Below are 25,566 nucleotides of genomic sequence, written 5' to 3'. Positions count from 1 at the left end.
TATGCGGCGACGCCATCTGCTGCCCCGGATCTCCATCCTCGCGCTTGCCGGGTTCCTCAGCGCCTGCGGCTGGTTCGGCGGCGACGACAAGGTGCCCCTTCCGGGCGAACGGATCTCGGTGCTCAGCCGCACCGAGGGGCTCGAGGTCGCGCCCGATGCCGGCCAACCGGCCGCCCTGCCGGGGGTGCGCACCAACCCCGACTGGCGCAACCCCGGCGGCGCGGTCAACCATGTCGACGGCAACCTCGCCCTCAACATCCCGTTCCAGCGGATCTGGAGCAGCAGCGTCGGCAGCGGCAACAGCAGCACCACGGCCCTGCTGACCGGGCCGGTGATCGCCGACGGCCATGTCTACGTCACCGATGCCTCCGGCCGGCTGAATTCCTTCGATGCCGAGACCGGCCGCTCGCAGTGGCGGGTGCAGGTGGCGGATCCCGAGGAGGACAGCGTGCCGATCGGCGGCGGCGCCGCCTATGCCGACGGCACGGTCTACGTCACCACCGGCTTCGGCGAGGCGGTCGCGGTCGACCCGAAGAACGGCGGCCTGATCTGGCGGACCAAGCTGGCCGGGCCGGTGCGCGGCGCGCCGACCGTGACCCAGGGCCGCGTCATCGCCATCACCATCGACAACCAGACCGAAGTGCTGGACGCCAAGACCGGCACCAAGGTCTGGAACCATGCCGGCATCTCTGAATCCTCCGCCCTGCTCGGCGCCGGCAGCGCCGCGGTCGACAACGGCGTGGTGGTCGTCCCCTATTCCTCGGGCGAGCTGTTCGGCCTGCGCATCGAGAACGGCCGGCCGGTGTGGTCGGCCAATGTCGGCGGCGGCAGCACCCGCGCCGCCGGCGCGCTGGCGGGCCTGGCCGACATCACCGCCCTGCCGGCGATCGACGGCGACCTGGTGGTCGCGGTCAGCCACGGCAACCAGGCGGTCGGCATCGACATGCGGTCCGGCATCAATGTCTGGGAACAGCCGATCAGCGGCACCCAGATGCCGTGGATCGCGGGCGACACGGTCTATCTCGTCACCCTCGACGGCGTGGTCGTGGCCCTGGCGCGCAACACCGGCAAGGTGCGCTGGACGCGGGAGCTGGACCGCTGGACCGACCCCGAGGACAAGTCCGGGCCGATCAGCTGGACCGGCCCGGTCCTGGCCAAGGACACCCTGATCCTGACCAGTTCGACCGGCCAGGGCGTGCTGATCTCGCCCAAGACCGGCGAGATCACCGGAAACTTCGAGACCCCGGAGACGCGGATTGCCCCGGTCATCGCCAACGGAACCCTGTATATACTGGGGACGGACGGTTACCTGACCGCCTATCGCTGAGCCCATAAAGTCCCGGATGCCCTTTACCATTGCCATCATCGGCCGACCCAATGTCGGCAAGTCGACCCTGTTCAACCGGCTGGTGGGCAAGCGCACCGCGCTGGTCGACGACCTGCCGGGCGTCACCCGCGACCGCCGCATCGGCGACGGGCAGCTGGCGCATTTGAGCTTCCGCGTCATCGACACCGCCGGGCTGGAGGAGGCCTTCGACGACAGCCTCGAGGCGCGGATGCGGCAGCAGACCGAGATCGCGCTGCAGGAATCCGACGTCGCGCTGATGATGATCGACGCCCGCGCCGGGGTGACGCCGCTGGACGCGCATTTCGCCAATTGGCTGCGCCGCCAGGGCCGGCCGGTCATCCTGGTCGCCAACAAATGCGAGGGCCGCGCCGCCGAGGCGGGGATGCACGAGGCCTGGGCCCTGGGCCTGGGCGAGCCGGTGGCGATCTCCGCCGCCCACGGCCAAGGGCTGGTCGACCTGCTCGACGCGCTGCGGCCGCTGATGCCGGAGGATGCGGGCGAGGACGACTCCCTGGTCGACGATGACGACCAGGTGATGCCGGAAGAGGAAGGCGAAGGCGACGTGGTCGACCCCGAGGTCGAGCTCAACCGCCCGATCCGCCTCGCCATCATCGGCCGGCCGAATGTCGGCAAATCGACCCTGATGAACGCGCTCTTGCGCGAGAACCGGGTGCTGACCGGCCCCGAGGCCGGGATCACCCGCGACGCGATCATGGTCGACTGGTCGTGGCGCGGCCAGGTGATCAAGCTGGTCGACACCGCCGGGCTGCGCCGCAAGGCGCGGATCGACAAGATCGACGACAAGCTGGAGTTCATGTCGGTCGGCGACACGCTGGAGACGATCCGGCTGGCCCATGTCTGCGTCCTGGTGCTCGATGCCGGCGCGATCATGGACAAGCAGGACCTGACCATCGCCCGCCATGTGATCGAGGAGGGCCGCGCCCTCGTCATCGCCATCAACAAATGGGACACGGTCGAGGACCACGCCAAGGCGCTGCAGCAGCTGAGCGACAAGCTGCAGACCTCGATGCCCCAGGTGCGCGGCGTGCCGACGGTGACGATGTCGGCGCTGCGCAACCAGAAGCTGGACAAGCTGATGGACGCGGTGCTGGACATCCACAAGGTGTGGAACCGCCGGGTGCGCACCGGGCCGCTGAACCGCTGGCTGCCAGCGATGCTGGACGCGCATCCGCCGCAGCTGGTGCGCGGCCGCCGGCTGAAGATCCGCTACATCACCCAGGTCAAGGCCCGGCCGCCGACCTTCGCCCTGTTCGTGTCGCAGGCCGAGGAATTCCCGGACAGCTACCTGCGCTATCTCGTCAACGGGCTGCGCGAGAGCTTCAAGCTCAACGGCGTGCCGATCCGGGTGGTGCTGCGCCAGCCCAAGAACCCCTACGCCGACAAGGACTGAGGCCGCAGCCTGGCCGGTTTATGCCCGACGATTGCAATCGGGCGACGGCGGGGCCAGAGTTCGATCCCCTTTCAGGAGGAATCGAATGATTCACGAGCTGCGCGTCTATCACTGCATGCCGGGCAAGCTGCCCGCGCTGCTGAACCGCTTCGACACCATCACCCTGAAGATCTGGGAGCGCTTCGGCATCCGCCAGGCCGGCTTCTGGACCGTCGAGATCGGCGAGAGCAACCAGGCCCTGTACTACCTGCTGGAATGGGAGTCGCTGGCCGAGCGGGAACAGAAATGGACCGCCTTCGCCACCGATCCGGACTGGCTGGAGAAGCGCGCCGGCACCGAGCGCGATGGCCCGATCGTCTCCCACATCACCAACGCCATCCTGAAGCCGACCGCCTTCTCCAAGGTCAAGTAGGCCGCCGGCCCTTCTGCGTTGCCTTTCCCGTAAACGGGACCTTTTCAGAACACCGACCCATCCCTTTGCCGTCATTCCCGCGAAAGCGGGAATCTCTTTGTGGTCAAAGCATAGCGAGATCCCCGCTTTCGCGGGGATGACGGGTTGGGAGCTCCGAAAAGGTCTCGCAAGCGGGAGAGGCAACACGAACCTACGACAGGATCTTCCCCGGATTGAGGATCCCGGTCGGGTCCAGCGCGGCCTTGATCGCGGCCATCGCCGCCCGCCGGGCCGGGTCGCCGTAGCGGCGGAAGGCGTCCTGCTTTTCCAGCCCGATGCCGTGTTCGGCCGAGAAGGAGCCGCCGAGGGCGGCGAGGCCGTCATACAGGATCGCCTCGATCCGGCCCATCGATCCTGCCGGCCGGTCGCCGACCATAATGTGCAAATTGCCGTCGGCGAGGTGGCCGAAGACATAGACCCGCATGTCAGGCGAGAAGGCGGCGGCGAGATCAGCGCGGATGCGCGCGACATAGGCGGGCAACGCCGACAGCGGCACCGAGACATCGAAGGTCTTGGCATCCGGGCAGGGCCGGCTGACCGCATCGGAATCGTCGCGGATGCGCCAGAACAGCTCGCGCTGCCGTTCGTTCTGGGCCAGGGCCGCGCCGGTCACCGCCCCCTCCTCCCACAGCGCCCCGATCTCCGCCTCCATCGCCGTGGCAATGTCGAGATCCGGGTCCTGTTCGGCCTCGGTCAGCAGGTAGACCGGCGCCGGGTCCAGGCCAAAGCCGGACAGGGACTGGCCGTGCTCCTGGGCGACCGTCGCGGCGTAGTCGTGCCACAGGATCTCCAACGCCCGCAGCCGGCCGGGGAAGCGGTCGCGCAGCCGCCCGGCCGCGACCAGGGCGGAGTCGGCCGAGGCGCAGCCGATGAACGCCGTCGCTGCCGGCGGCACCAGCCGCTCCAGCCGGATCACGGCGCGGGTGACGATGCCGAGCGTGCCCTCGGACCCGGCGATCAGATCCTTCAGGTCGTAGCCGGTGTTGTTCTTCAGCACCCGTACCAGGTCGGAGACGACGGTGCCGTCGGCGCGCACGAATTCCAGGCCCAGCACCCGGTCGCGCATGGTGCCGCGGCGGAACGCTTCGATGCCGCCGGCATTGGTGGCGATCAGCCCGCCGATGGTGGCGGAGCCCCGGGCGGCGAGGTCGATGCCGGGGGTCAGGCCGTGTTCGGCCGCCGCCTCCTGCAGCCGCTGCAGCGTCACCCCGGCCTCGACCACCGCCAGCCGGGCGGCGGTGTCGATCTCGACCACGCGGTCGAGCCGGCGGGTGCTGAGGATGACCTGCCCGGAATGCGTGGCACCGCCACCGACCAGCCCGGTGCGGCCGCCCTGCGGCACCACGGAGACGCCGGCGCCGTGGCACAGGGCCAGCAGGCCCGAGACCTCCGCCACGCTGCGCGGCGAGGCCTGGACGCCGGCGGCGAGGTTGTCCGGGTGGTAGCCAGGATCGAGCCCGGCCAGTGCTGCCGCCTCCTGGACGCCGGCGGGGCCGAGCAGCGCGTCGAGACGGGCGAGGAATTCGGGATCGAGGGGAGATGGGGCGGTCATGGCACTCTCGGTCTGTCGCGGCCGAGAATGGCACGCTCCCCTTTGTCATGCCACGGCTCGACCGTGGCATCCAGGGGCGGCCAGAGCCGCTCTCCGTGGCCCCTGGATCCTCGGGTCAAGCCCGAGGATGACCGTGAAAAAGAGGCGGGGACAAGGAATGAACCCTTGCCCCCTCTCCCCTCAAGCCGCCTTGCGCGCCGTCACGAACACCGACTCATCCGTGCCCAGCGGCACCGGCTCCGGCCGCTGACAGACGCTTTCGATCGTCACATGCCGGCCTTCGGTCGAGGAGAGCGAGAACGCCTCCATCACCTCCAGCGCGTGCAGCGCCAGGTCGCCCGAGGCGCGGTGCGGACGGCCTTCGCGGATCGCCATCGCCATGTCGAGCGCGCCGATGATGCGGTAATCCGCCACCGACCGGCCGTCCTTGGTCGGCCGGTTCGGCACGCCGAAGGGATGGGCCGCGATGTCGACATCCTGCCAGTCGCCGCCCTGGGCGGTGACCTGCGGCGCGCCGCCGAAGAAGTTCGGATCGGGCACCAGCAGCGAGCCTTCGGTGCCGTAGATCTCGAACGGGATGCGCTTGTTCTTCCACACGTCCCAGGAAGCGGTCAGGGCGATGTTGGCGCCGCTCTCGAACTCCAGCACCCCGTTCACCGTGGTCGGAACCTCGACCTGGATGATCTGGCCGTTGAGCGGCTCGCTGGTGACCTTTCTGGTCGGGTAGCCCTTGGTGGCGACCGCCGCCACCCGCTTCACCGGCCCCAGCAGATTGATCAGCTGGGTGACGTAGTACGGCCCGATGTCGAGGATCGGCCCGCCGCCCGGCTTGAAGAAGAATTCCGGGTTCGGATGCCAGCTTTCCATGCCGCGCGAGATCACCGCTGCGGCGCCGCCGACGACCTGGCCGATGCGGCCCTCGTCGATCACCCGGCGGCAAGCCTGATGGGCACCGCCGAGGAAGGTGTCCGGGGCGCAGCCGACCCGCAGGCCGGCCGCCGCCGCGGCCTGGGCCAAAGCGCGGGCGTCGGCCAGGGTCGCGGCCAGCGGCTTCTCGGAATAGACATGCTTGCCGGCGGCGATCACCTGCAGTCCGACGGCGGCATGGGCCAGCGGCACGGTCAGGTTGATGACGATCTCGATCTCGGGGTCGGCCAGCAGCTGCTCGATCGAGAACGCAGCGACGCCGAACTGCTTGGCCTTGGCTTCGGCGGCCTCGCGCCGCAGGTCGGCGCAGGCCTTGACGCGCACCAGGCCGGACCGGGCGGCGCCGTTGAAATAGGCATCGCTGATGTTGCCGCAGCCGATGATGCCGAGGATGACGGGGTTCATGAATGGAGTCTCCGGGGAGTGTCGGTCAGGCCGGCAGGTGCTTGAGGAAGTCGTAGCTGACCTTGGCGAAGGCGTCGGGGTGCTTCGGGTTGTCGTGCTCGACCACCATCCACTCCGCGCCGGCCGCGCGGCATTCGCGCCACAGCCGCGGCCAGTCCAGTGTGCCGGTGCCGACATCGGTCCAGCCATCCTCGTCGGTCTTCTGGCCGGCCGGGGCAATGTCCTTCACATGGGCGGAGATCACGCGGTCCTTCTGCTGCACCAGCCATTCCGACGGGTTGGCCCCGCCGCGCGCCAGCCAGGCGACGTCGACCTGCCAGGCCAGCGGGTGGCCGTTCGCACCCTCGAAGAAATGCGCCAGCACCGGGCGGCCATCCTCTGCCGCCTCCAGCTCCCAATGGTGGTTGTGGTAGCCCAGCTTGATGCCGCGGTCGGCCAGCCTGGCGGCGAATTCGCCCAGCTCCTTCCCGGCCTTGTGCCAATGCGCGCCGCCGCCCTTGCGCTCCTCGTTCGGCAGCGCCGGCATGAACAGCTGGGTCAGGCCGACCGCCTTGGCGCCGTCGACCACCCAGTCCAGCCGCTCGCGCAGCGCCGGCAGACCGACATGGCCGGAGGACGCAGTCAGGCCGCGGGCGTCGAGCTTGCGCCTTGTGCCGGCCGCATCGTCGAAATGCGACTGGATCGTCTCGACATGGCGGTAGCCGGCGGTGGCCACGGCGTCGAGTTGCTTGTCGAGATCGCCGTAGTTGCGGAGGCTGTAGAGCTGGATGGAGATCACATCCGGAGTGGACATCGCTTCCTCGTGGGTTGAAGCCGGCCCTAGAGCCGGCGCTCGGTCTGGGTGCTGAACAGGGAGGCCTTGGACAGGTCGAGCGCCAGCCGGGCGCCGCCCGACAGGGCCCGCGCCCGCTGCGGCGGCAGGCGGACAGACAGGCGCTTGCCGGCCAGGTCGAACCAGGCCAGCGTGTCCGCGCCCATCGGCTCGGTGAAGACCAGCGGGGCGTCGACCGTGACGCCCGGCGCGCCGTCCTCGGCCAAGCCGATATCCTCGGGGCGGAAGCCGAGCACGATCTCGTCCCCCGCCGCGGGTTCGGCCAGGAAGGGATAGCCGGCGAGCGGCAGGTCGTGGCCCTCGATCCGGGCGGTGACGCCGCCGCCGCCGACCACGGTGGCGGGCAGGAAGTTCATCGCCGGCGACCCGACGAAGCCGGCCACGAACAGGGTCGCCGGCTTCTCGTACAGGGTCTGCGGGTCGGCATACTGCTCGACCTGCCCGCCCTTCATCACCGCGATCCGGGTCGCCAGCGTCATCGCCTCGATCTGGTCGTGGGTGACGTAGACGATGGTGGTGCCGAGTTCCTGGTGCAGGCGCTTGATCTCGACCCGCATCTCGGTGCGCAGCTTGGCGTCGAGGTTGGACAGCGGCTCGTCGAACAGGAACACCTTGGCGTCGCGCACCAGGGCCCGGCCGATGGCGACGCGCTGGCGCTGGCCGCCGGACAGCTGGCCCGGCTTGCGGTCCAGCAGCTCGCGGATCTGCAGCAGGTCGGCCGCCCAGGCGACGCGCTTCTCCACCTCCGCCTGCGGGGTGCGGTTGACGCGCAGGCCGAAGGACAGGTTCCGGCGCACCGTCATGGTCGGGTACAGCGCGTAGGACTGGAACACCATCGCCAGGCCGCGGGCGCTGGGTTCGGTGTCGGTGACGTCGACGCCGCCAATCACGATCTCGCCGGAATCGACGTCGTCGAGGCCGGCGATGGCGTTCAGCAGGGTGGACTTGCCGCAGCCGGACGGGCCCAGCAGCACGGTGAAGGCGCCGGGATCGACCTCGATGTCGATCTCGCGCAGCACGTGCAGCGCGCCGTAGGACTTGTTCAGGCTGCGGATCTGGATGCCGGTGGACATGTGCGTTACCCCTTCACGGCGCCCGAGGCGATGCCGCGGACGAAATACCGGCCGGAGAGGAAGTAGACGAGCAGCGGCGGCAGCGCGGTCAGCACCGTGGCCGCCATGTTGACGTTGTACTCGATCGTGCCGGTGGTGGTGTTGACGATGTTGTTGAGCTGGACCGTCATCGGCAGGTTGTCGCGGCCGGCGAAGATGTAGCCCAGCAGGTAGTCGTTCCAGATGCCGGTGACCTGCAGGATCAGGGCGACCATGAGGATGTTGACCGACATCGGCAGCATGATCTGGAGGAAGATGCGGAAGAAGCCGGCGCCGTCGACCCGCGCCGCCTTCACCAGTTCCTCCGGCAGGCCGGCGTAGAAGTTGCGGAAGATCAGGGTCAGCGTCGGCAGGCCGAAGATGACGTGGATCAGCACGATGCCGGGCAGGGTGCCGTAGAGGCCCATGTTGGAGAAGATCTTGACCAGCGGGTACAGGATCACCTGGTAGGGGATGAAGGCGCCCAGCATCAGCGCGGTCAGGATCTTGTCGGCATGGCGGAAGCGCCACTGCGCCAGGGCATAACCGTTCAGCGCCCCGGCCAGCACCGACAGGATCACGCTCGGGACCAGGATGCGGATCGAGTTCCAGAAGCCGACATGCAGTCCGTCGCAGAACAGGCCGGTGCAGGCCGACAGCCAGGCCTTGGCCCAGGGCTCCAGGGTCGGCGCCATCGGCAGGGCGAAGATCGAGCCCTCGCGGATCTCGTCCATCGGCTTCAGCGAGGTCGACAGCACGATCAGCAGCGGGATGGCGAAGAACAGCGCGGCCAGGACCAGCACGGCGTAGAGCCCGGCCCGGCCGGCGGTGACGGACTGGCCGCGCCCGGGGCGGCGGGCGGCGCGGGGAATCGCGCCGGCGACGGCGTCGGTCATCGGTTCCTCCGTGACAGCTCGATGTAGAGATAGGGCGCCAGCGCCGCCAGGACGGCGACCAGCATGACCACGGCGCCGGCCGAGGCCAGGCCGATATTGGCCCGCTCGAAGGTCAGGTCGACCACGAACTTGGCCGGCATGTCGGTGGCGTTGCCCGGGCCGCCCCGGGTCATGGCGACGACCAGGTCGTAGCTCTTGACCACCGCGATCGACAGCAGCACCACGCAGGTGACGATCAGCGGCCGCAGCATCGGCAGCACCACCGAGACATAGGTGCGCCAGCGCGGGATGCCGTCGATCCGGGTGGCGCGCCAGATCTCGCCGTCGATGCCGCGCAGCCCGGCCAGCATGATCGCCATGATGAGGCCGGAGGAGTGCCAGACCGCAGCCAGCACCAGGGTGTAGATGGCTCGGTCGCGGTCGACGATCCAGTCGAAGGCGAAGCTTTCCCAGCCCAGGCCGCGGACGAAGTCCTGCAGCCCCATGGCCGGGTTCAGGAACCACTGCCAGGCCAGGCCGGTGACGATGAAGGACATCGACAGCGGATACAGGAAGATGGTGCGGAACACCCCTTCCCCCTTCACCTTCTGGTCGATCAGCACCGCCAGCAGCGTGCCCAGCACCAGGGCCAGGGCGATGAACAGCCCGCCGAACACGAACATGTTGCCGAAGGCGGTATACCAGCGCGCGGTGCTAAACAGCCGGACGTACTGGGCGACGCCGGCGAAATCATAGTTCGGCACCAGGCTGGACCGGGTGAAGGAGATGTAGATGGTCCAGAGGATGGCGCCGTAGAAGCACGTGGCCATGACCAGCACGGTCGGCGCGACCACGGCCTTGGCCGTCAGGTATCGGATGCGGAGCGCAGCCATGATCCCTCCCGGGGACCGCCCCGCCACGGCGGCGGAACGGTCCGGTTGAGGTGGTCGGTCAGATGTCGGCGTTGGCGACGATCTCGGAGAACTGCTTGGCCGCGTCCTCCGGCTTCATCTCCGGGCTGGTCCAGAACTGGGTGATCAGGTCCTGCAACTGGCCTTCGACGTCGTTGCTGAAGGCCAGCGCCGTGTTCGGCAGCTGGTTCTCGACCTTGGACATCACCTTCTGGCCTTCCTGCGAGCAGATGTCGAGGGTGCCGACATCGGCATCCGTCCGCGGCGGCAGGGCGCCCTTGAACTTGTTGAAGGCGACCTGGGTGGCCGGGTCCATCATCACCTCAGCCAGCAGCTTCTGGGCCTTGGTCTTCTCGGCATCGTCCAGCTTCGGGAAGGCGAAGACGTCGACGGTCAGGACATAGGCGTCCTGGTTGCCCGGCGGCCGGGCGCAGCCGAACTCCTTGCCCGGGGCCAGGCCGGCGGCGGCGAACTCGCCCTTGGCCCAGTCGCCCATGATCTGCATCGCCGCCTTGTTGGTGGCGACCATGGTGGTGGTGTCGTTCCACTTCCGGCCGGCGCTGCCCTGGTCGACATAGGCTCGCAGCTTGCCGAAGGTCTCGAAGGCCTTGACCATCTCCGGCCCGCCCGCGGCCGCGGCGTCGTGGTCGACATAGACCTTGCGGTAGATCTCCTTGCCGCCGGCGCCGATCAGGACGGAGCGGAACAGCAGCGCCTCCTGCCACGGCTCGCCGCCGACGCCGAGCGCGACGTAGCCCTTGGCCTTGATCTTGTCGGCGAGGAGGAAGAACTCGTCCCAGGTCTTCGGTGGCTCGGCGCCCACCTCCTGGAAGATCTTGGTCGAGTACCACAGCCAGTTGTCGCCGTGGATATCGGTCGGCACGGCGTAAAAGTGGCCGTCATAGGAGGCGTTCTTGACGATCAGCGGCGGCAGCTTCTCCTGCCACTTGCCGGCGGCCGCGAGGTCGTCGAGATCGGCCAGCAGCCCTTCCTTCGCCAGGTTGGTGACGGCGACGCCGATGTTCCACTGGATGGCACCCGGCGCGTCGCCGCCGGCGATCCGGTTCATCGCCGCCTGCCGCGCCGCGGTGCCGCCGACCACGGCGCTGTCGATCCAGGTGCCGCCGCGCTTCTTGAACTCCTCGGCGAACACGCCGATCGCCTTGGATTCACTGCCGCTGGTCCACCAGTGGATCACATCCACGGTCTGGGCCGAAGCCGCACCAGACCCAATCACTCCCGGCCCCGCTATTGCACTGCAAAAAGCCGCAGACAACAGGAGCTTCTGGGGAAAACGCATAGGGTTCCTCCCTCGCTTTATTCGAGCCTTGGCTCATCGGACCCATCACCGGCCTATAACGACCGATGAACACTTGCGCAGCAGCGCAATCCGTATTTTGACCGGATCGTACAATCGATTACATTGAGCCGTCAACCGTCGAATCCGGGAGTGAATATTGCCCAGACCTGCGAAGGATCGCGGCCGCACCAAGATGGTCGACATCGCCCGGCTGGCCGGGGTTTCGGTGGCGACAGTGAGCCGGGCGCTGGCCGATTCCCCCCGGGTGACGGCGGAGACCCGCGAGCGGGTCGAGGCGGCGGTGCGCCAGACCGGCTATGCCGTGAACCCGCTGGCGCGCGGCCTGCGGCGGCAGGAGGCGCGCCAGATCCTGGTGCTGGTGCCCGACATCGGCAACCCGTTCTTCTCCGAGGTGCTGCTGGGGATCGAGGAGGCCGCGGCGGCCCTGGGCTTCAGCATGCTGGTCGGCAACACCGCCAAGGATCCGGCGCGCGAGGACCGGCACGCCGTGCAGCTGCTGACCGGCGCGGTCGACGGCATGATCCTGCTGAACGGCCGGCTGCCGCCCTGCCTGCAGCGCGACCGCCGGCACCACGGCCGGATCGTGGCGGTGTCGGAGGCGATTCCCGGCGGCGTCCTGCCGGTGGTCGGCATCGACAATGCCGGCGCCGCGGCCGCGGCGGTGGCGCATCTGGCCGGGCGAGGGCACCGCCGCATCGCCCATGTCGCCGGCCCCGCCGCCAACATCCTGACCGGACAGCGCCTGGCCGGCTATCGCGCCGGGCTGCGGACGGCGGGCCTGGCCGAGGATCCGGCGCTGATCCGCAGCGGCGACTTCACCATCCCGAGCGGCGAGTCGGCGATGGCGGCGCTGCTGGCCCTGGCCGACCCGCCCACGGCGGTGTTCTGCAGCAACGACGAGATGGCGATCGGCACCATCCGGGCGCTGCGAGCCGCCGGGCGCGACGCCCCGCGGGACATGGCGGTGGTCGGCTTCGACGACATCCAGTTCGCCGGCACCTACGAGCCGCCGCTGACCACCATCCGCCAGCCGCGCCGCCGCATGGGGGCCGAGGCCGCCGCCCTGCTGGGCCGCCGCATCGCCGGCGAACCCGGCACCGGCGGCGACATCACCCTGCCCTTCGCGCTGATCGAGCGGCGGAGCAGCGCTGGGGTCTTGGCGCCGCCCCCTCCCCTCCTTTCATATTGACGCCGCCGCGTTCTCGGCCTTAGCTGCCGGAACGCAATAACGGTACATGTATCGCAATTGCGGAATAAGGGAGGCGATATGACCGATCTGCTGGTCAAGCTCTACGCGCTCGAGGCGCCGACGGCCTCGCGCGCCGCCATGGCCGCGGCCGGCGTCACCATCCGCCCCGCCATCGGGCCGGAGAAGCGCGCCGTCGCCAACTGGGTGGCGGAGCGCTTCGGCGACGGCTGGGCCAGCGAGGTCGAGGTCGCCTTCGCCCGCCTGCCGGTGAGCTGCCTGGTCGCGGTGCGCGACGGCGCCCTGCTGGGCTTCGCCTGCTACGACGCCACCGCCCGCGGCTTCTTCGGCCCCACCGCGGTCGACCCCGACCAGCGCGGCAAGGGCATCGGCGAGGCGCTGCTGCGCGAGACGCTGGAGGCGATGCGCCACCAGGGGCACGCCTACGCCATCATCGGCGCCGCCGGCCCGATCGCCTTCTACGAGAAAATCGTCGGCGCAACGCAGATTCCGGGTTCCACAGGTGGTCTATACCACGGCATGATACGGTCCAAGACGGATTGATCCGGAGGGGACGCGGCCGGCATCGCACCGGCCCGCCCACCAGCAACACGGGAGGTTCTCAGACGTGACCGCAGCCCCTGCGTCCAGGCCCGGCCGGCCGCTCGCGCTCGTCCTCGGCATCCAGCGCCCGACGCTGTCGGCCGACGAACTGGCGTTCTTCCGCGAGGCGAATCCCTACGGCCTGTTCCTCGGCCGCCGCAACATGAAGGACCCGGCCCAGCTGCGCGCCCTGTGCACCGCCTTCCGCGAGGCGGTGGGCCGGCCCGATGCGCCGGTTCTGACCGACCAGGAGGGCGGCCGGGTCTCGCATCTCGATTCCGGCGCCTGGCCGATGTTCCGCAGCTTCCGCTCCTTCGGCCGGCTGGCCGAGAAGGACCTGGACGCGGCCAGGCGCGCCGTCCGCCTGTCCTCCATCGCCATGGGCCGGATGATGCGCGAGGTCGGGCTGAACAGCGCCTGCTCGCCGGTGCTGGACCTGCTGCTGCCCGGCGCCGACGCGGTGATCGGCGAACGCTCCTTCGGCGGCGACCCGGCCGTGGTGACGGCGCTGGGCCGCGAGGTGGTCGAGGGCTTCCTCGAGGTCGGGCTGATGCCGGTGATGAAGCACATCCCCGGCCATGGCCGCGCCACCGAGGACAGCCACAAGACCCGGCCGGTGGTCGAGGCCGATGCGGCGACGCTCGACGCCACCGACTTCCTGCCCTTCGCGGCGCTGAAGGACACGCCCTGGGCGATGGTCAGCCACGTCGTCTACAGCGCCTTCGACCCGGACCGGCCGGCCTCGATCTCGCCGGTGGTGATCGACGAGGTGATCCGCCGCCGCCTCGGCTTCGACGGCGTGCTGATCTCCGACTGCGTGTTCATGAACTCGCTGCGCGGCGAGGTGCATGACCGCGTCGCCCAGGTGCTGGACGGCGGCTGCGACATCGCCCTGCACTGCCATGGCGAGCTGCCGGAGATGCAGCGCGCCGTCGCCCGGGCGCGGCCGCTGAGCGACATCGCCGTCGCCCGGCTGGACGCGGCGGAGCGCCGGCTGGGATCGGCCGCGGCCGACGTGCCGGCGCTGCATGCCGAGGTCGAATCCCTGCTCGCCGCCGCCTGACCGAACCGACCGCCGGCCCGCACCACCGCGGGCCGGCGCGCAACCAACAAACAAATCAAACACATGGAGGCCAATCTGATGAGGCACCGCATATCGGCCACGCTGCTGGCCGCCGCCCTGCTCGGCGCGTCGGGCACCGCCGCCCTGGCCCAGTCGGTCCTGTCGATGCACATCGAGGAGGAGTCGAGCTGGGTGCGGAACTTCAACCCGTTCAACCGCACCTCGTACCGCCAGAGCACGATGGATTTCATCTACGAGCCGCTGGTCGTGTTTAACAAGATGCAGGACAACAAGGTCTACTACCGGCTGGCCAAGGGCATGACCCTGGCCGACGACCTGAAGAGCGTGACCTTCGACCTGCGCGACGGCGTGCTGTGGTCGGACGGCAAGCCCTTCACCGCCGACGACGTCAAGTTCAGCTTCGACCTGGTGAAGAAATTCCCGGCGCTGGACTTCAACAGCATCTGGGGCGTGGTCAGCAGCGTCGAGGTGACCAGCCCGACCCAGGTCAAGTTCACCTTCCAGGCCCCGACCGCGCTGGGGCCGGAGAAGATCGTCGAGATGCCGATCGTGGCGCAGCACGCCTGGAAGGACATCGCCGACCCGGTGACCTACCTGAACGAGACCCCGGTCGGCACCGGGCCGATGACCGAGGTCACCCGCTTCACCACCCAGGTCTACGAGCAGTGCCGCAACCCGCATTACTGGGACGCGGCGTCGCTGAAGGTCGACTGCCTGCGCTTCCCGCAGATCGGCACCAACGACCAGGCCCTGGCCGCCGCCAACGCCGGCGAGCTGGACTGGTTCGCATCGTTCCTGCCGGACATCGACAAGACCTATGTCGCCAGCGACAAGGACCATCACGGCTACTGGTTCCCGCCGGGCAGCCTGGTCGCGGTGGTCATGAATTTCGAGAGCCCGAAGCCGGCCAACCGCAAGGCCTTCGACAATGTCGACTTCCGCCGCGCGGTCAGCATGGCGATGGACCGCGACGCCATGGTCAACGTCGCCGGCTACGGCTACCCCACCCTGAACGACGACCCCGGCACGCTGGGCAAGCGCTTCGAGAGCTGGGCCGACCCGCAGGTGCGGGAGAAATTCGGGCAGTACACCAAGTATGATCTGGAGGCGGCCAAGGCCCTGCTCGACAAGGCCGGATTCAAGGACAAGGACGGCGACGGCTTCCGCGACACGCCGGACGGCGAGAAGCTGTCCTTCGACCTGATCGTGCCGAATGGCTGGACCGACTGGATCAGCACTGCCCAGATCGCGATCGAGGGGCTGAACCAGATCGGCATCGACGTCAAGCTGGCGACGCCGGAGGGCGCGGTGTGGCGCCAGGGGCTGCTGGACGGCAGCTTCGACATGGCGCTGAACTCCTGGTATGTCGGCGCCACGCCCTACTACCAGATCGATGACGGCTTCAACTCGCGCAACAAGGGCAAGACCCGGTTCGCGGCGCAGCGCTTCTTCGATCCGAAGCTGGACCAGCTGCTGGACGCCTACACCCAGACGGTCGACGACGCCAAGCGCAAGGAGATCCTGAACGGCGCGCAGATGATCCTGGCCGAGGCCATGGCGGTGGTGCCGGTCTATAACAACCCGCTGTGGTACGAGTACAACTCGAAGCGGTTCACCGGCTGGGCCACCGCCGACAACCCGTTCGTCAGCCCGCAGAACTACGACCCGAACCATGACCGGCTGCTGCACCTGCTGGCGCTGCGCCCGGTCCAGTAACCCTAGCCGCGGCGCGGGCCGAGCCGGGCCCGCGCCGTCCCTGCCCCCGCATCCGAGGACCGGGAATGGCCTTTGTCGCCCGACGCCTGTTCTTCTACCTGGTCGCCTTCCTGGTCGCCGCCAGCATCAACTTCCTGATCCCGCGGCTGATGCCGGGCGATCCGGTCGACATCATGTTCTCGCAGTCGGGCACGCGCCTGTCGGTCGAGAACATCGCGGCGCTGAAGGCCACCTTCGGCTTCGTCGACGGGCCCCTGTGGCAGCAGTACCTGACCTATCTCGGCAGCGTCTTCACCGGCGACCTCGGCGTGTCGGTGAAGTATTTCCCGATCAGCGTGGTCGACGTGCTGGGCCGCGCCCTGCCCTGGACCCTGTTCCTGATGGGCGGGGCGACGCTGCTGAGCTTCACCATGGGCACCCTGCTCGGCATCCTCGCCGCCTGGCGCCGCGGCAGCCGCTTCGACGTCACCGTGTCGACCGCGGCGGTGGTCTCGACCGCCACCCCGGCGGTGGTGGTGTCGCTGTTCGGGCTGTTCGTGTTCGGCTTCACCCTGAAGTGGTTCCCGATCGGCTACGCCGCCGACACCGGCCTCGACCCCGCCCTGTCGCTCGAATTCATCGGCAGCGTGCTGTACCACGCGATCCTGCCGATCGCGACGCTGTCGCTGGTGCTGACCGGGGACTTCCTGGTCACCATGCGCAACAACATGATCAACCTGCTGGGCGAGGACTACGTCACCATGGGCCGGGCCAAGGGCCTGTCGGACCGGCGGGTGATGCTGATGTACGGCGCCCGCAACGCCCTGCTCCCCGGCGTCACCAGCCTGGCCATCGCCATCGGCAAGATCCTGGGCGGGTCGCTGGTGACCGAGGTGGTGTTCAACTACCCCGGCCTCGGCAACATCCTCTACAAGGCGATCCTCGGGCGCGACTACCCGGTGATCCAGGGCCAGCTGCTGATCATGACGCTGGCGATGCTGCTGGCCAACTTCGCTGCCGACGTCGCCTACGCCTATCTCGACCCCCGGCTGCGCAGGAGCTGACCCATGCGGATGATCCTCGCCGCCCTGTCGAACCGCAAGGCCGCCATCGGCCTGGCCATCGTCGTCATCATCGTGGTCATGGGCCTGATCGCGCCGCTCTTGACCGACTACAACCCGGCGCGCCGGGTCGGCCGGCCGCATGAGGAGCCGTCGGCCACCCATCTGATGGGCACCACCCGCAACGGCTACGACGTGTTCGCCCAGCTGACCCATGGCGCCCGCACCTCGCTGGCGGTCGGCTTCGGCGCCGGGCTGATCATCACCGTGATCGGCACCGCGGTCGGCATCGCCGGCGGCTATCTCGGCGGCAAGACCGACGAGGCGCTGAACTTCGCCACCAATGTCATCCTTGTCATTCCCAACCTGCCGCTGCTGCTGGTGCTGGCCGCCTTCATCGGGCAGGCCAGCCCGCTGGTGATCGCGGTGATCATCGGCGCCACCTCCTGGGCCTGGGGTGCGCGGGTGACCAGGGCCCAGACCTTCTCGCTCAGGGAGAAGGAGTTCGTGCGCTCGGCCGAGATGATCGGCGAGCCGCGCTGGCGGATCATGCTGGTCGAGCTGCTGCCCAACCTGGTGTCGATCGTCGGCATCAACTTCATCGGCAGCGTGATCTACGCCGTGATCACCGAGGCGACGCTAGAGTTCCTCGGCCTGGGCGACCCGCAGACCATCTCCTGGGGCATGATGCTGTACAACGCGCAGAACGCCTCGGCCATGGTGGTCGGAGCGTGGTGGGAGGTGCTGGCCCCCTGCGCCGCCCTGGCCCTGCTGGGCGCCGGGCTGTCGCTGATGAACTTCGCGATCGACGAGGTCGCCAACCCGCAGCTGCGCTTCGGCCGGTCGATGACGCGGTGGAAGCGCCTGTCCCGGGCGCGGGAGGCGCGGTCGTGAACGCTCCCTCCCCTCAGCCCGGCGCCCCGCTGCTGTCGGTGCGCAACCTCGCCGTCGACTATGTCGGCGACCGCGGCGACTTCCGGGCGGTCGACGATGTCAGCTTCGACATCGGCCGCGGCGAGGTGTTCGGCCTGGCCGGGGAATCCGGCTGCGGCAAGAGCACCATCGCCTTCGCCATCACCCGGCTGCACAAGCCGCCAGCCCTGATCAGCGAGGGCGAGATCAATTTCGACGGCCAGGACGTGCTGCGGCTGGACGGCGAGGCGCTGCGCCGCTTCCGCTGGCGCGAGGTCGGCATGGTGTTCCAGAGCGCGATGAACGCGCTGAACCCGGTGCTGACGATCGAGACCCAGTTCCGCGACGTGCTGGTCACCCACACCGGCTGCAGCCGGGCCGTGGCGCATGACCGGGCGGTCGAGCTGATGCGCATGGTCGACATCGACCCGGCGCGGCTGCGCGACTATCCCCACCAGTTCTCCGGCGGCATGCGCCAGCGCATCGTCATCGCCATCTGCCTGGCCCTGAACCCGAAGCTGATCGTGATGGACGAGCCGACCACGGCGCTGGACGTGGTGGTCCAGCGCGAGATCCTGCAGCAGATCGACGGGCTGCGCCGCACGCTGGGCTTCTCGATCCTGTTCATCACCCATGACCTCAGCCTGATGGTACAGTTCTGCGACCGCATCGGGGTGATGCTGAAGGGCAAGCTGGTCGAGGTCGGGGCGGCGCAGCAGATCTTCCGCGCCCCGGCCCATGACTACACCCGCAAGCTGTGGGCGTCCTTCCCCTCGCTGCACGGCGCCGGGCGCACCGCGCTGCAGGATGTCGCGGAGGCCGCCCGATGACCGCCGAACCGATCCTGGCCCTGGAGCGCGTGGGCAAGAGCTTCGGCTCGGTCCGGGCGCTGGACGATGTGTCGATCGAGCTGCATCCCGGCCGGGCGCTGGCGCTGGTCGGCGAATCCGGCAGCGGCAAGACCACTTGCGCCCGCATCCTGATGCTGCAGCACAAGCCCAGCGAGGGCCGGGTGCTGTTCAAGGGCGAGGATGTCGCCAAGCTGCACGGCACGGCCGAGACCTTGGCCTATCGCCGCGCGGTGCAGATGGTGTTCCAGGACCCGTTCGGGTCGCTGAACCCGACCCACACCATCTTCCACCACATCGCCCGCCCCCTGGCCCTGCATGCCGGCCTGGCCGACCGCCGGGCGCTGCGCGGCCGGGTGATGGAGCTGCTGGCGGCGGTCGAGCTGGATCCCGAGAGCACGGCGCCGAAATACCCGCACCAGCTGTCCGGCGGCCAGCGCCAGCGGGTCAACATCGCCCGCACCCTGGCGGTCGGCGCCGAGGTGGTGCTGGCGGACGAGCCGACCTCGATGCTCGACGTCTCGATCCGGCTCGGCGTCTTGAACCTGCTGGAGCGGATGAAGCGCGAGCGCGGCATGGCCTTCCTCTACATCACCCATGACATCGCCACGGCGCGCTACGTCGCCGAGGAGATCGCGGTGATGTATGCCGGCCGCATCGTGGAATGGGGCGACACCGGCGCCGTGGTCGACGCGCCGCAGCACCCCTACACCCAGCTGCTGCTGTCGGCGGTGCCGGATCCGGAACGGCCGTTCCACGGCGCGGCCTCGCAGCTGGACACCGGCCTGGTCGGCCGGGCCCGTGACGCCGCCCGCCTCACCGGCGGCATCCGCCAGGTCGCCGGCAACCACTTCGTCCGCGCGGCGTAGGGACACGACCCGATCAGGTCGGGTCGTGTCCGAGCCTGCAGCCGCCGCTTCCGGCGCAATCGAGCCGCTTTATGCCGCGGCGTTCGACTCCTCTGCAGCCTTCCGCACCGGCAGCACCCAGTTCGGCCGGATGAAGTGGCAGGTGTAGCCGTTGGGGATGCGCTCCAGATAATCCTGGTGCTCGGCTTCGGCCTCCCAGAAGGGCCCCACCGGCGCAACCTCCGTCACCGCAGGTCCCGGCCACAGCCCCGAGGCGTCGACATCGGCGATAGTGTCTTCCGCCACCCGCTTCTGTTCGGGAGTGGTGTAGTAGATCGCCGAGCGATAGCTCAAGCCGCGGTCGTTGCCCTGGCGGTTCAGCGTCGTCGGGTCATGGATCTGGAAGAAGAACTCCAGCAACCGGCGATAGGTGATGATCGCCGGATCGAAGACGATCTCGATCGCTTCGGCGTGGGTGCCGTGATTCCGATAGGTGGCGTTGGGCACGTCGCCGCCGGAATATCCGACGCGGGTGGAGATCACCCCGTCATAGCGGCGGATGAGATCCTGCATCCCCCAGAAGCAGCCGCCGGCCAGAACCGCGCGTTCCTGTGTCATCGGATATCCTCCACCTGGTCGAGATAGGCCCCATAGCCCTGCGCCTCCATCTGGTCGCGATGGACGAACCGGAGCGAAGCCGAGTTGATGCAATAGCGCAATCCCCCACGGTCCATGGGGCCGTCGGGGAAGACGTGGCCGAGATGGCTGTCGCCGAATTTCGAACGCACTTCGATGCGGGTCATGCCGTGGCTGGTGTCTTTCAACTCCTCCACATGGGCAGGCTCGATCGGCTTGGTGAAGCTGGGCCACCCGCAGCCGGATTCGAACTTGTCCGACGACGCGAAGAGCGGCTCGCCGGAGACGATATCCACATAGATCCCGGGCTCCTTGTTGTTCAGAAGGGCGCCGGTTCCGGGGCGCTCGGTGCCGCTTTCCTGGGTGACGCGGTATTGTTCCGAGGTCAAGGCGGCAACGGCTTCGGGGGTCTTGCGATAGTCTGGCATTCGTTGCTCCATCCGGGTGTCCGGCCGACCGACCCGGTGCGGCTGCGGCATGCCCGTCCTGTGTCCCTACGGTCTCCGGCGGCGGATCGTTACGGTCTCCGGTTTCCGCCGGTCGATACCTGGGGTTGGTCGGAGCCGTTGTCCAGTTCTCTGTCCCCAATATCGCGACCACATTCCGATCATCGGAATCAACCGATGGCAAAGGAGCTCAGAACGGCATGATGGCGCGCAGCGAGCCGCTGTTGCTGGAGACGCGGTCGGAGAATTCGCCGTCATATTAAAAGCCATAGCTGCGGCTGATCGGCGCCGGTGCGGTGCCGGCCTCGCGAAGGCCCTTCCGACGAGGACGATTGCGCGACGAGGCGTCGGGGCCATCCCGATAATTTGCGCTTGAGGCTCCCCCATGCCCAATGCTATTTTTCCACTAAATAAAACTAGTGTTCCATAAAATGGAACTTTCTCAGATGGTGCGATGACCACACTCGACACCGCCGCCGGCGTCCTGCGCTGCTTCTCCACCACCCGCACCGAGATCACGGTGACGGAAGCCGCGGCGCTGCTGTCGCTGCCCAAGAGCAACACCTCGCGCCTGCTGCGGGCGATGCGCGACGCCGGGCTGCTGGAGACCGTGGGCGACAGCAAGCGCTACCGGCCGGGGGCGCTGATCCTGGCGGTCGGGGAGCTGTTCCGGACATCGTCCTCGCTGATCGGCCGGGCCGATGCGGTGGTGGCGCGGATCGTCGCCGCGGTCGGCCACACCGGCTATGTCTCGATCCGCGACGGCGGCGAGGTCACCGGCCTGACCTATCACCCCGGCACCAATGCGCTGCGCGTCGCCACCCCGGTCGGCCGGCCGCTGGCCGCCCATTCCAGCGCCACCGGCCGGTCGCTGCTGGCGCGGCTGCCCGACGAGACGATCCGCGAGCTGTTCGCCGCCCCCTGGCAGCCGGTGTCGCCGACCGCGCCGCAATCGATGGCGGACCTGTTCGAGCGGCTGGAAGCGGTGCGCCGGCGCGGCTTCGCCGAATCCCATGACGAGGCTAATCGCGGCGTCGGCGCCATCGCCACCGCGGTCGGGTCGCCCGAGACCGGCGAGGCGGTCAGCCTGTGCATCGCCTACCCGATCGCCACCGTCTCGGCGGACGAGCGGGACGACATCATCGCCCGGCTGCTGGCCGGGGCAAGGGAGGTCGCCGCCCTGGTCGGCGACACGAGCTGGACCAGCGGGGCCGAGGCCCCGATCGCACAATAAGGAACGGACGCATCATGTCGCTCACCACCCGCTGGCGCATCGGCTTCGACATCGGCGGCACCTTCACCGACTTCATCCTCTATGACGGCGAGGGGCGGACGGTGAAGCTGCACAAGCGGCTGACCACGCCGCACGACCCGTCCGAGGCGGCGCTGATCGGAATCGAGGAGCTGGTGGCGATGGCCGGCATCGGCCTGGCCGATATCGGCGAGATGGTGCACGGCACCACCCTGGTCACCAACGCGGTGATCGAGCGCAAGGGCGCCAAGCTGGGCCTGATCACCACCCAGGGCTTCCGCGACATCCTCGAGATGGGGACAGAGCAGCGCTACGACATCTACGACCTGTTCCTGCAGTACCCGGAGCCGCTGGTGGCGCGCCGCCTGCGGCTGGAGGTGCCAGAGCGGGTGGACCGCGATGGCGCCGTGGTCACGCCGCTGGACCGCGAGGCCGTGCGCGCCGCTTTGCGCCGGCTGGTGGCCGACGGGGCGGAGGCGGTGGCGGTCTGCTTCCTGCATTCCTACCGCAACCCGGAGCATGAGCGGATCGTCGGCGAGATCGCCCGCGCCGAGTTCCCGGAGCTGGCGGTGTCGCTGTCCTCCGAGGTCGTGGCGGAGCTGTGGGAGTACCAGCGCTGCGTCACCACCTGCGCCAACGCCTATGTCCAGCCGCTGATGGACCGCTACCTGCAGCGGCTGGAGCGCGAGCTGGCGGCGCGCGGCTTCAAGGGCGTGCTGCGGCTGATGCATTCGGCCGGCGGGCTGGTGGCGCCGGAGACGGCGCGCGCCTTCCCGATCCGGCTGCTGGAATCCGGCCCGGCCGGCGGCGGCCTGGCGACGGCGCTGTTCGGCGCCCTGGCCGGCAAGCCCGACGTCATCTCCTTCGACATGGGCGGCACCACCGCCAAGGCGTGCATGATCGAGGACGGCCGCACCGAGATCGCGCCGATGATGGAGGCGGGCCGCATGCACCGCTTCAAGAAGGGCTCCGGCCTGCCGATCAAGGCGCCGGTCATCGACATGATCGAGATCGGCGCCGGCGGCGGCTCGATCGCCTCGATCGACGAGGTCGGCCTCCTGCGCGTCGGCCCGCACTCCGCCGGCTCCGACCCCGGCCCGGCTTGCTATGGCAAGGGCGGCGAGCAGCCGACGGTGACCGACGCCAACCTGGTGCTGGGCTATTACGACCCCGGCTTCTTCCTCGGCGGGCGCATGGCGCTGGACAAGGCGGCGGCCGAGGCCGCGGTCGCCCGGGTCGCGCAGCCGCTCGGCCTGTCGGTCGAGGATGCGGCCTGGGGCATCCACAAGGTGGTGACCGAGAGCATGGCCGCCGCCGCCCGCGTCCATCTGGTGGAGAAGGGCAAGGATCCGCGCCGCTACGCCATGGTCGGCTTCGGCGGCGCCGGGCCGGCCCATGCCGCCGGCGTGGCACGGGTGCTGGGCGTGGCCGAGGTGATCATCCCGCCGGCCTCCGGCGCCGCCTCGGCGCTGGGCTTCCTGGCGGCGCCGCTGTCCTTCGAGCTGGTGCGGTCGCATCCGGTGCGATTCTCGGGCGCGTTCGATGCCGGCGCGGTCAACGGCGTGCTGGCGGAGCTGGAGGAAGAGGGCCGGCGCCGGCTGGCCGAGGCCGGCGTGGAGGCGGCGGCCGTCACGGTCGAGCGCAGCGCCGACATGCGGCTGACCGGCCAGATGCACGAGATCGCGGTGCCGCTGCCGGCCGGCGCGATCGATGCCGGCAGCCTGGAGGCCATCCGCACCGCCTTTGCCGCGGTCTACACCGCCCGCTACACCTCGCTCTATGGCGGCGCCGAGATCGAGGCGATCAACTTCCGCGTCCGCTGCCTGGGCCCGACCCCGACCCTGTCGTTGGCCGGCGCCACCGGCGGCGGCGATGCCACGGCCAAGCGCAAGGGCACGCGGCTGGCCCGCTTCGCCGATGGTGTCGTCGAGGCCGTGGTCTATGACCGCTACGCCCTGGTGCCGGGCGACCGGATCGAGGGCCCGGCGATCATCGAGGAGCGGGAATCCACCACCATCGTGCCGCCGGGCGACATCGTCCGGGTCGACGAGACGCTGAACCTGCGCATCGCCATCGGCGTTGCCGCGCCGGTCCAGGCGCTGGTCACGGCCGAGATGACGCTGCCCGAGGCGATCGCCCGGATCGAGGCCGACCCGATCGCGCTGGAGATCATGTGGAGCCGGCTGGTCACCGTGGTCGAGGAGATGTGGCTGACGGTGTGCCGCACCGCCTTCTCGCTGGTGATCTCCGAGGCCCAGGATTTCGCCTGCGAGCTGCTGGACCCCGACGGCGAGACCCTGGCCCATTCGCCGCGGGCGATGCCGGTGTTCAACCTGACCCTGCCGCGGGCGGTGAAGGCGCTGCTGGCGGAATATCCGGCCGAGACGCTGCAGCCCGGCGACGTGCTGATCACCAACGACCCCTGGCTGTGCGCCGGCCATCTGTTCGACATCGCCGTGGTCACGCCGGTGTTCCATGACGGGCGGCTGGTCGGGCTGATGGGCACGGTCGGCCATGTCTCCGACATCGGCGGCACCAAGGACAGCCTGCGGGCGCGCGAGATCTTCGAGGAGGGGTTCCAGATCCCGCCGATGAAGCTGGTCGAGGCCGGGCGGCCGAACCAGACGCTGTTCCGCCTGCTGGCCGAGAATGTGCGCAACCCCGGGCAGGTGACCGGCGACGTCCACTCCTTCGTCGCCGCCAACGCGCTGGGGGCCGAACGGCTGGTCGCCTTCATGCAGGAATACGGCATGCAGGACCTCCGCGCCCTGGCCGCCGTGGTGCAGGGCCGGTCGGAAAAGGCGATGCGCGAGGCGATCGCGGCGCTGCCGGACGGCGTCTACCGCTCCGAGATCGAGAACAACCCGCTGGGCGAGCGGCTGCGCTATCCGCTGGCGCTGACCATCGCGGGCGACAGCATCACCCTCGACTTCGCCGGCGCCCCGGCGCAGCTGCCGCAGGGCGGGCTGAACTGCACCCTGAACTACACCGAGGCGCATGCGACCTATCCGCTGAAATGCATGCTGACGCCGAATGTCCGCGGCAATGCTGGCTGCTACCGGCCGTTCCAGGTCAAGGCACCGGAAGGGTCGATCCTGAACGCCACCCGGCCGATGGCGGTCAATCTGCGCACCCGCACCGGCTGGTACATCGCGCCGAACATCTTCCGGGCGCTGTCCGAGGCGGCGCCGGACAAGGTGCAGGCCAACACCGGCCTGCCGGTGGCGGCCACGATCTACGGCCGCGACGCCGAGGGCGGCACCTATTCCGACATGCTGTTCATGGGCGGCGGCCAGGGGGCCTCGTCCCATGGCGACGGCAAGTCCGGCCTGCTGTGGCCGACCTCGGCCGCCAACACCTCGATCGAGCTGTTCGAGACCCGGGTGCCGGTGCTGGTGCTGGAGAAGACCTATGTCACCGATTCCGGCGGGCCGGGCCGCCATCGCGGCGGCCTGGGCCAGCGCGTGTCCCTGCGCAAGCTGGCGGATGACGGGCTGGCCACCTTCGTCGCGGTCTACCCTGAAGGCGTCGGCAAGACCAGTCCCGGCCTGTTCGGCGGCGCCCCGGGCGGGTCGGCCCGCGGCCTCGTGCGCGACGCCGACGGCCAGATCCTGCACGACTGCGGCACCGGCGAGCTGGTGCAGTTGAGTCGCCAAAGCGAGATCGTCGAGGTCACCCTGGCCGGCGGCGCCGGTTTCGGCGATCCCGCCGAACGGCCTCGCGCCACGCTGGACCGCGACATCGGCGACGGACTGGTCTCGGCGCCCGACGCCAAGGATGCAGAAGCGGCCGCCAAGGCTGCCTGACCACCAGGGCCGTGCATTTTCCGGAATGCGCGGCCCGTCTCGACAGGGCCGCGCCCAAGACCCGA

Annotated in this window: 22 protein-coding genes; 13 read left to right on the top strand and 9 right to left on the bottom strand. The window is 69.2% G+C overall.

What is annotated here, in order from left to right; translation table 11 throughout:
• Window position 1: 1 nt before the first annotated feature.
• From E9232_RS11330 to E9232_RS11320, 3 genes are all read left to right on the top strand, one after another.
• Entirely contained in the window at window positions 2–1,327 is a 1,326-nt protein-coding gene (locus E9232_RS11330; RefSeq protein ID WP_309794040.1) for an outer membrane protein assembly factor BamB family protein, read from the top strand.
• Window positions 1,328–1,343: 16 nt separating this feature from the next.
• Window positions 1,344–2,759 carry a ribosome biogenesis GTPase Der gene (gene der / locus E9232_RS11325; protein ID WP_309794039.1) on the top strand — a complete coding sequence of 472 codons (1,416 nt, stop codon included), beginning with the start codon at window positions 1,344–1,346 and terminating at the stop codon, window positions 2,757–2,759.
• 85 nt (window positions 2,760–2,844) lie between these two features.
• Entirely contained in the window at window positions 2,845–3,171 is a 327-nt protein-coding gene (locus tag E9232_RS11320; RefSeq protein ID WP_088157077.1) for an NIPSNAP family protein, read from the top strand.
• A 190-nt stretch (window positions 3,172–3,361) separates the two neighbouring features.
• On the opposite strand, the gene E9232_RS11315 is transcribed toward E9232_RS11320, so the two are convergent.
• The 7 genes from E9232_RS11315 to E9232_RS11285 all read right to left on the bottom strand — a co-directional run bounded on the left by E9232_RS11315 (window position 3,362) and on the right by E9232_RS11285 (window position 11,040).
• Complete coding sequence (locus tag E9232_RS11315) at window positions 3,362–4,762, bottom strand: FAD-binding oxidoreductase (protein WP_309794038.1); 1,401 nt, start codon at window positions 4,760–4,762, stop codon at window positions 3,362–3,364.
• Between the two features lie 180 nt (window positions 4,763–4,942).
• Window positions 4,943–6,094: a Gfo/Idh/MocA family protein gene (locus tag E9232_RS11310; RefSeq protein WP_309794037.1), complete on the bottom strand. Its 1,152-nt coding sequence runs from the start codon at window positions 6,092–6,094 to the stop codon at window positions 4,943–4,945.
• Window positions 6,095–6,119: 25 nt separating this feature from the next.
• Window positions 6,120–6,887, bottom strand: a complete 768-nt coding sequence (locus E9232_RS11305) for a sugar phosphate isomerase/epimerase family protein (protein WP_309794036.1) — start codon at window positions 6,885–6,887, stop codon at window positions 6,120–6,122.
• A 26-nt stretch (window positions 6,888–6,913) separates the two neighbouring features.
• Window positions 6,914–7,999 carry an ABC transporter ATP-binding protein gene (locus E9232_RS11300; RefSeq protein ID WP_309794035.1) on the bottom strand — a complete coding sequence of 362 codons (1,086 nt, stop codon included), beginning with the start codon at window positions 7,997–7,999 and terminating at the stop codon, window positions 6,914–6,916.
• A gap of 5 nt (window positions 8,000–8,004) precedes the next feature.
• On the bottom strand, window positions 8,005–8,913 hold the full coding sequence (locus E9232_RS11295; protein WP_309794034.1) for a carbohydrate ABC transporter permease: 909 nt from the start codon (window positions 8,911–8,913) through the stop codon (window positions 8,005–8,007).
• Complete coding sequence (locus E9232_RS11290; RefSeq protein ID WP_309794033.1) at window positions 8,910–9,785, bottom strand: carbohydrate ABC transporter permease; 876 nt, start codon at window positions 9,783–9,785, stop codon at window positions 8,910–8,912. Before E9232_RS11290 ends, E9232_RS11295 begins: the two co-directional genes overlap by 4 nt.
• A gap of 58 nt (window positions 9,786–9,843) precedes the next feature.
• Entirely contained in the window at window positions 9,844–11,040 is a 1,197-nt protein-coding gene (locus tag E9232_RS11285; protein WP_309794032.1) for an ABC transporter substrate-binding protein, read from the bottom strand.
• 220 nt (window positions 11,041–11,260) lie between these two features.
• Between E9232_RS11285 and E9232_RS11280 the strand changes: the two genes are divergently transcribed.
• The 8 genes from E9232_RS11280 (at window position 11,261) to E9232_RS11245 (ending at window position 19,382) form a co-directional block, all read left to right on the top strand.
• Window positions 11,261–12,313: a LacI family DNA-binding transcriptional regulator gene (locus E9232_RS11280; RefSeq protein WP_309794031.1), complete on the top strand. Its 1,053-nt coding sequence runs from the start codon at window positions 11,261–11,263 to the stop codon at window positions 12,311–12,313.
• 78 nt (window positions 12,314–12,391) lie between these two features.
• The gene (locus E9232_RS11275) at window positions 12,392–12,874 is read left to right on the top strand and encodes a GNAT family N-acetyltransferase (protein WP_309794030.1); all 483 of its coding nucleotides are present in this window, start codon (window positions 12,392–12,394) and stop codon (window positions 12,872–12,874) included.
• Between the two features lie 64 nt (window positions 12,875–12,938).
• A complete protein-coding gene (locus tag E9232_RS11270; RefSeq protein ID WP_309794029.1) occupies window positions 12,939–13,976 on the top strand; it encodes a glycoside hydrolase family 3 N-terminal domain-containing protein in 1,038 nt (345 codons plus the stop codon).
• A 78-nt stretch (window positions 13,977–14,054) separates the two neighbouring features.
• Window positions 14,055–15,713: an ABC transporter substrate-binding protein gene (locus E9232_RS11265; protein WP_309794028.1), complete on the top strand. Its 1,659-nt coding sequence runs from the start codon at window positions 14,055–14,057 to the stop codon at window positions 15,711–15,713.
• Between the two features lie 65 nt (window positions 15,714–15,778).
• On the top strand, window positions 15,779–16,756 hold the full coding sequence (locus tag E9232_RS11260; RefSeq protein WP_309794027.1) for an ABC transporter permease: 978 nt from the start codon (window positions 15,779–15,781) through the stop codon (window positions 16,754–16,756).
• A gap of 3 nt (window positions 16,757–16,759) precedes the next feature.
• Window positions 16,760–17,647: an ABC transporter permease gene (locus E9232_RS11255; protein ID WP_309794026.1), complete on the top strand. Its 888-nt coding sequence runs from the start codon at window positions 16,760–16,762 to the stop codon at window positions 17,645–17,647.
• Window positions 17,644–18,495, top strand: a complete 852-nt coding sequence (locus E9232_RS11250; RefSeq protein WP_309794025.1) for an ABC transporter ATP-binding protein — start codon at window positions 17,644–17,646, stop codon at window positions 18,493–18,495. The genes E9232_RS11255 and E9232_RS11250 overlap by 4 nt, the downstream gene beginning before the upstream one ends.
• Entirely contained in the window at window positions 18,492–19,382 is an 891-nt protein-coding gene (locus tag E9232_RS11245; RefSeq protein ID WP_309794024.1) for an ATP-binding cassette domain-containing protein, read from the top strand. Before E9232_RS11250 ends, E9232_RS11245 begins: the two co-directional genes overlap by 4 nt.
• A 69-nt stretch (window positions 19,383–19,451) precedes the next feature.
• Here the strand turns inward: E9232_RS11245 and msrA are convergent, their stop codons facing one another.
• Window positions 19,452–19,979 (bottom strand): peptide-methionine (S)-S-oxide reductase MsrA, encoded by a 528-nt coding sequence (msrA, locus tag E9232_RS11240; RefSeq protein ID WP_309794023.1) that lies wholly within the window; start codon window positions 19,977–19,979, stop codon window positions 19,452–19,454.
• Complete coding sequence (gene msrB, locus E9232_RS11235; protein ID WP_309794022.1) at window positions 19,976–20,425, bottom strand: peptide-methionine (R)-S-oxide reductase MsrB; 450 nt, start codon at window positions 20,423–20,425, stop codon at window positions 19,976–19,978. Before msrB ends, msrA begins: the two co-directional genes overlap by 4 nt.
• A gap of 472 nt (window positions 20,426–20,897) precedes the next feature.
• On the opposite strand from msrB, the gene E9232_RS11230 reads away from it, so the two are divergent.
• A complete protein-coding gene (locus E9232_RS11230) occupies window positions 20,898–21,677 on the top strand; it encodes an IclR family transcriptional regulator (RefSeq protein WP_309794021.1) in 780 nt (259 codons plus the stop codon).
• Between the two features lie 14 nt (window positions 21,678–21,691).
• Complete coding sequence (locus tag E9232_RS11225) at window positions 21,692–25,501, top strand: hydantoinase B/oxoprolinase family protein (protein WP_309794020.1); 3,810 nt, start codon at window positions 21,692–21,694, stop codon at window positions 25,499–25,501.
• Window positions 25,502–25,566: the final 65 nt, after the last annotated feature.

Origin of the sequence: Inquilinus ginsengisoli, from assembly GCF_031453975.1 — a bacterium.
Classification (GTDB): domain Bacteria; phylum Pseudomonadota; class Alphaproteobacteria; order DSM-16000; family Inquilinaceae; genus Inquilinus; species Inquilinus ginsengisoli_A.
Note: the sequence above shows the minus strand (reverse complement) of the source record. Positions and strands in the feature narration are given on the sequence as shown.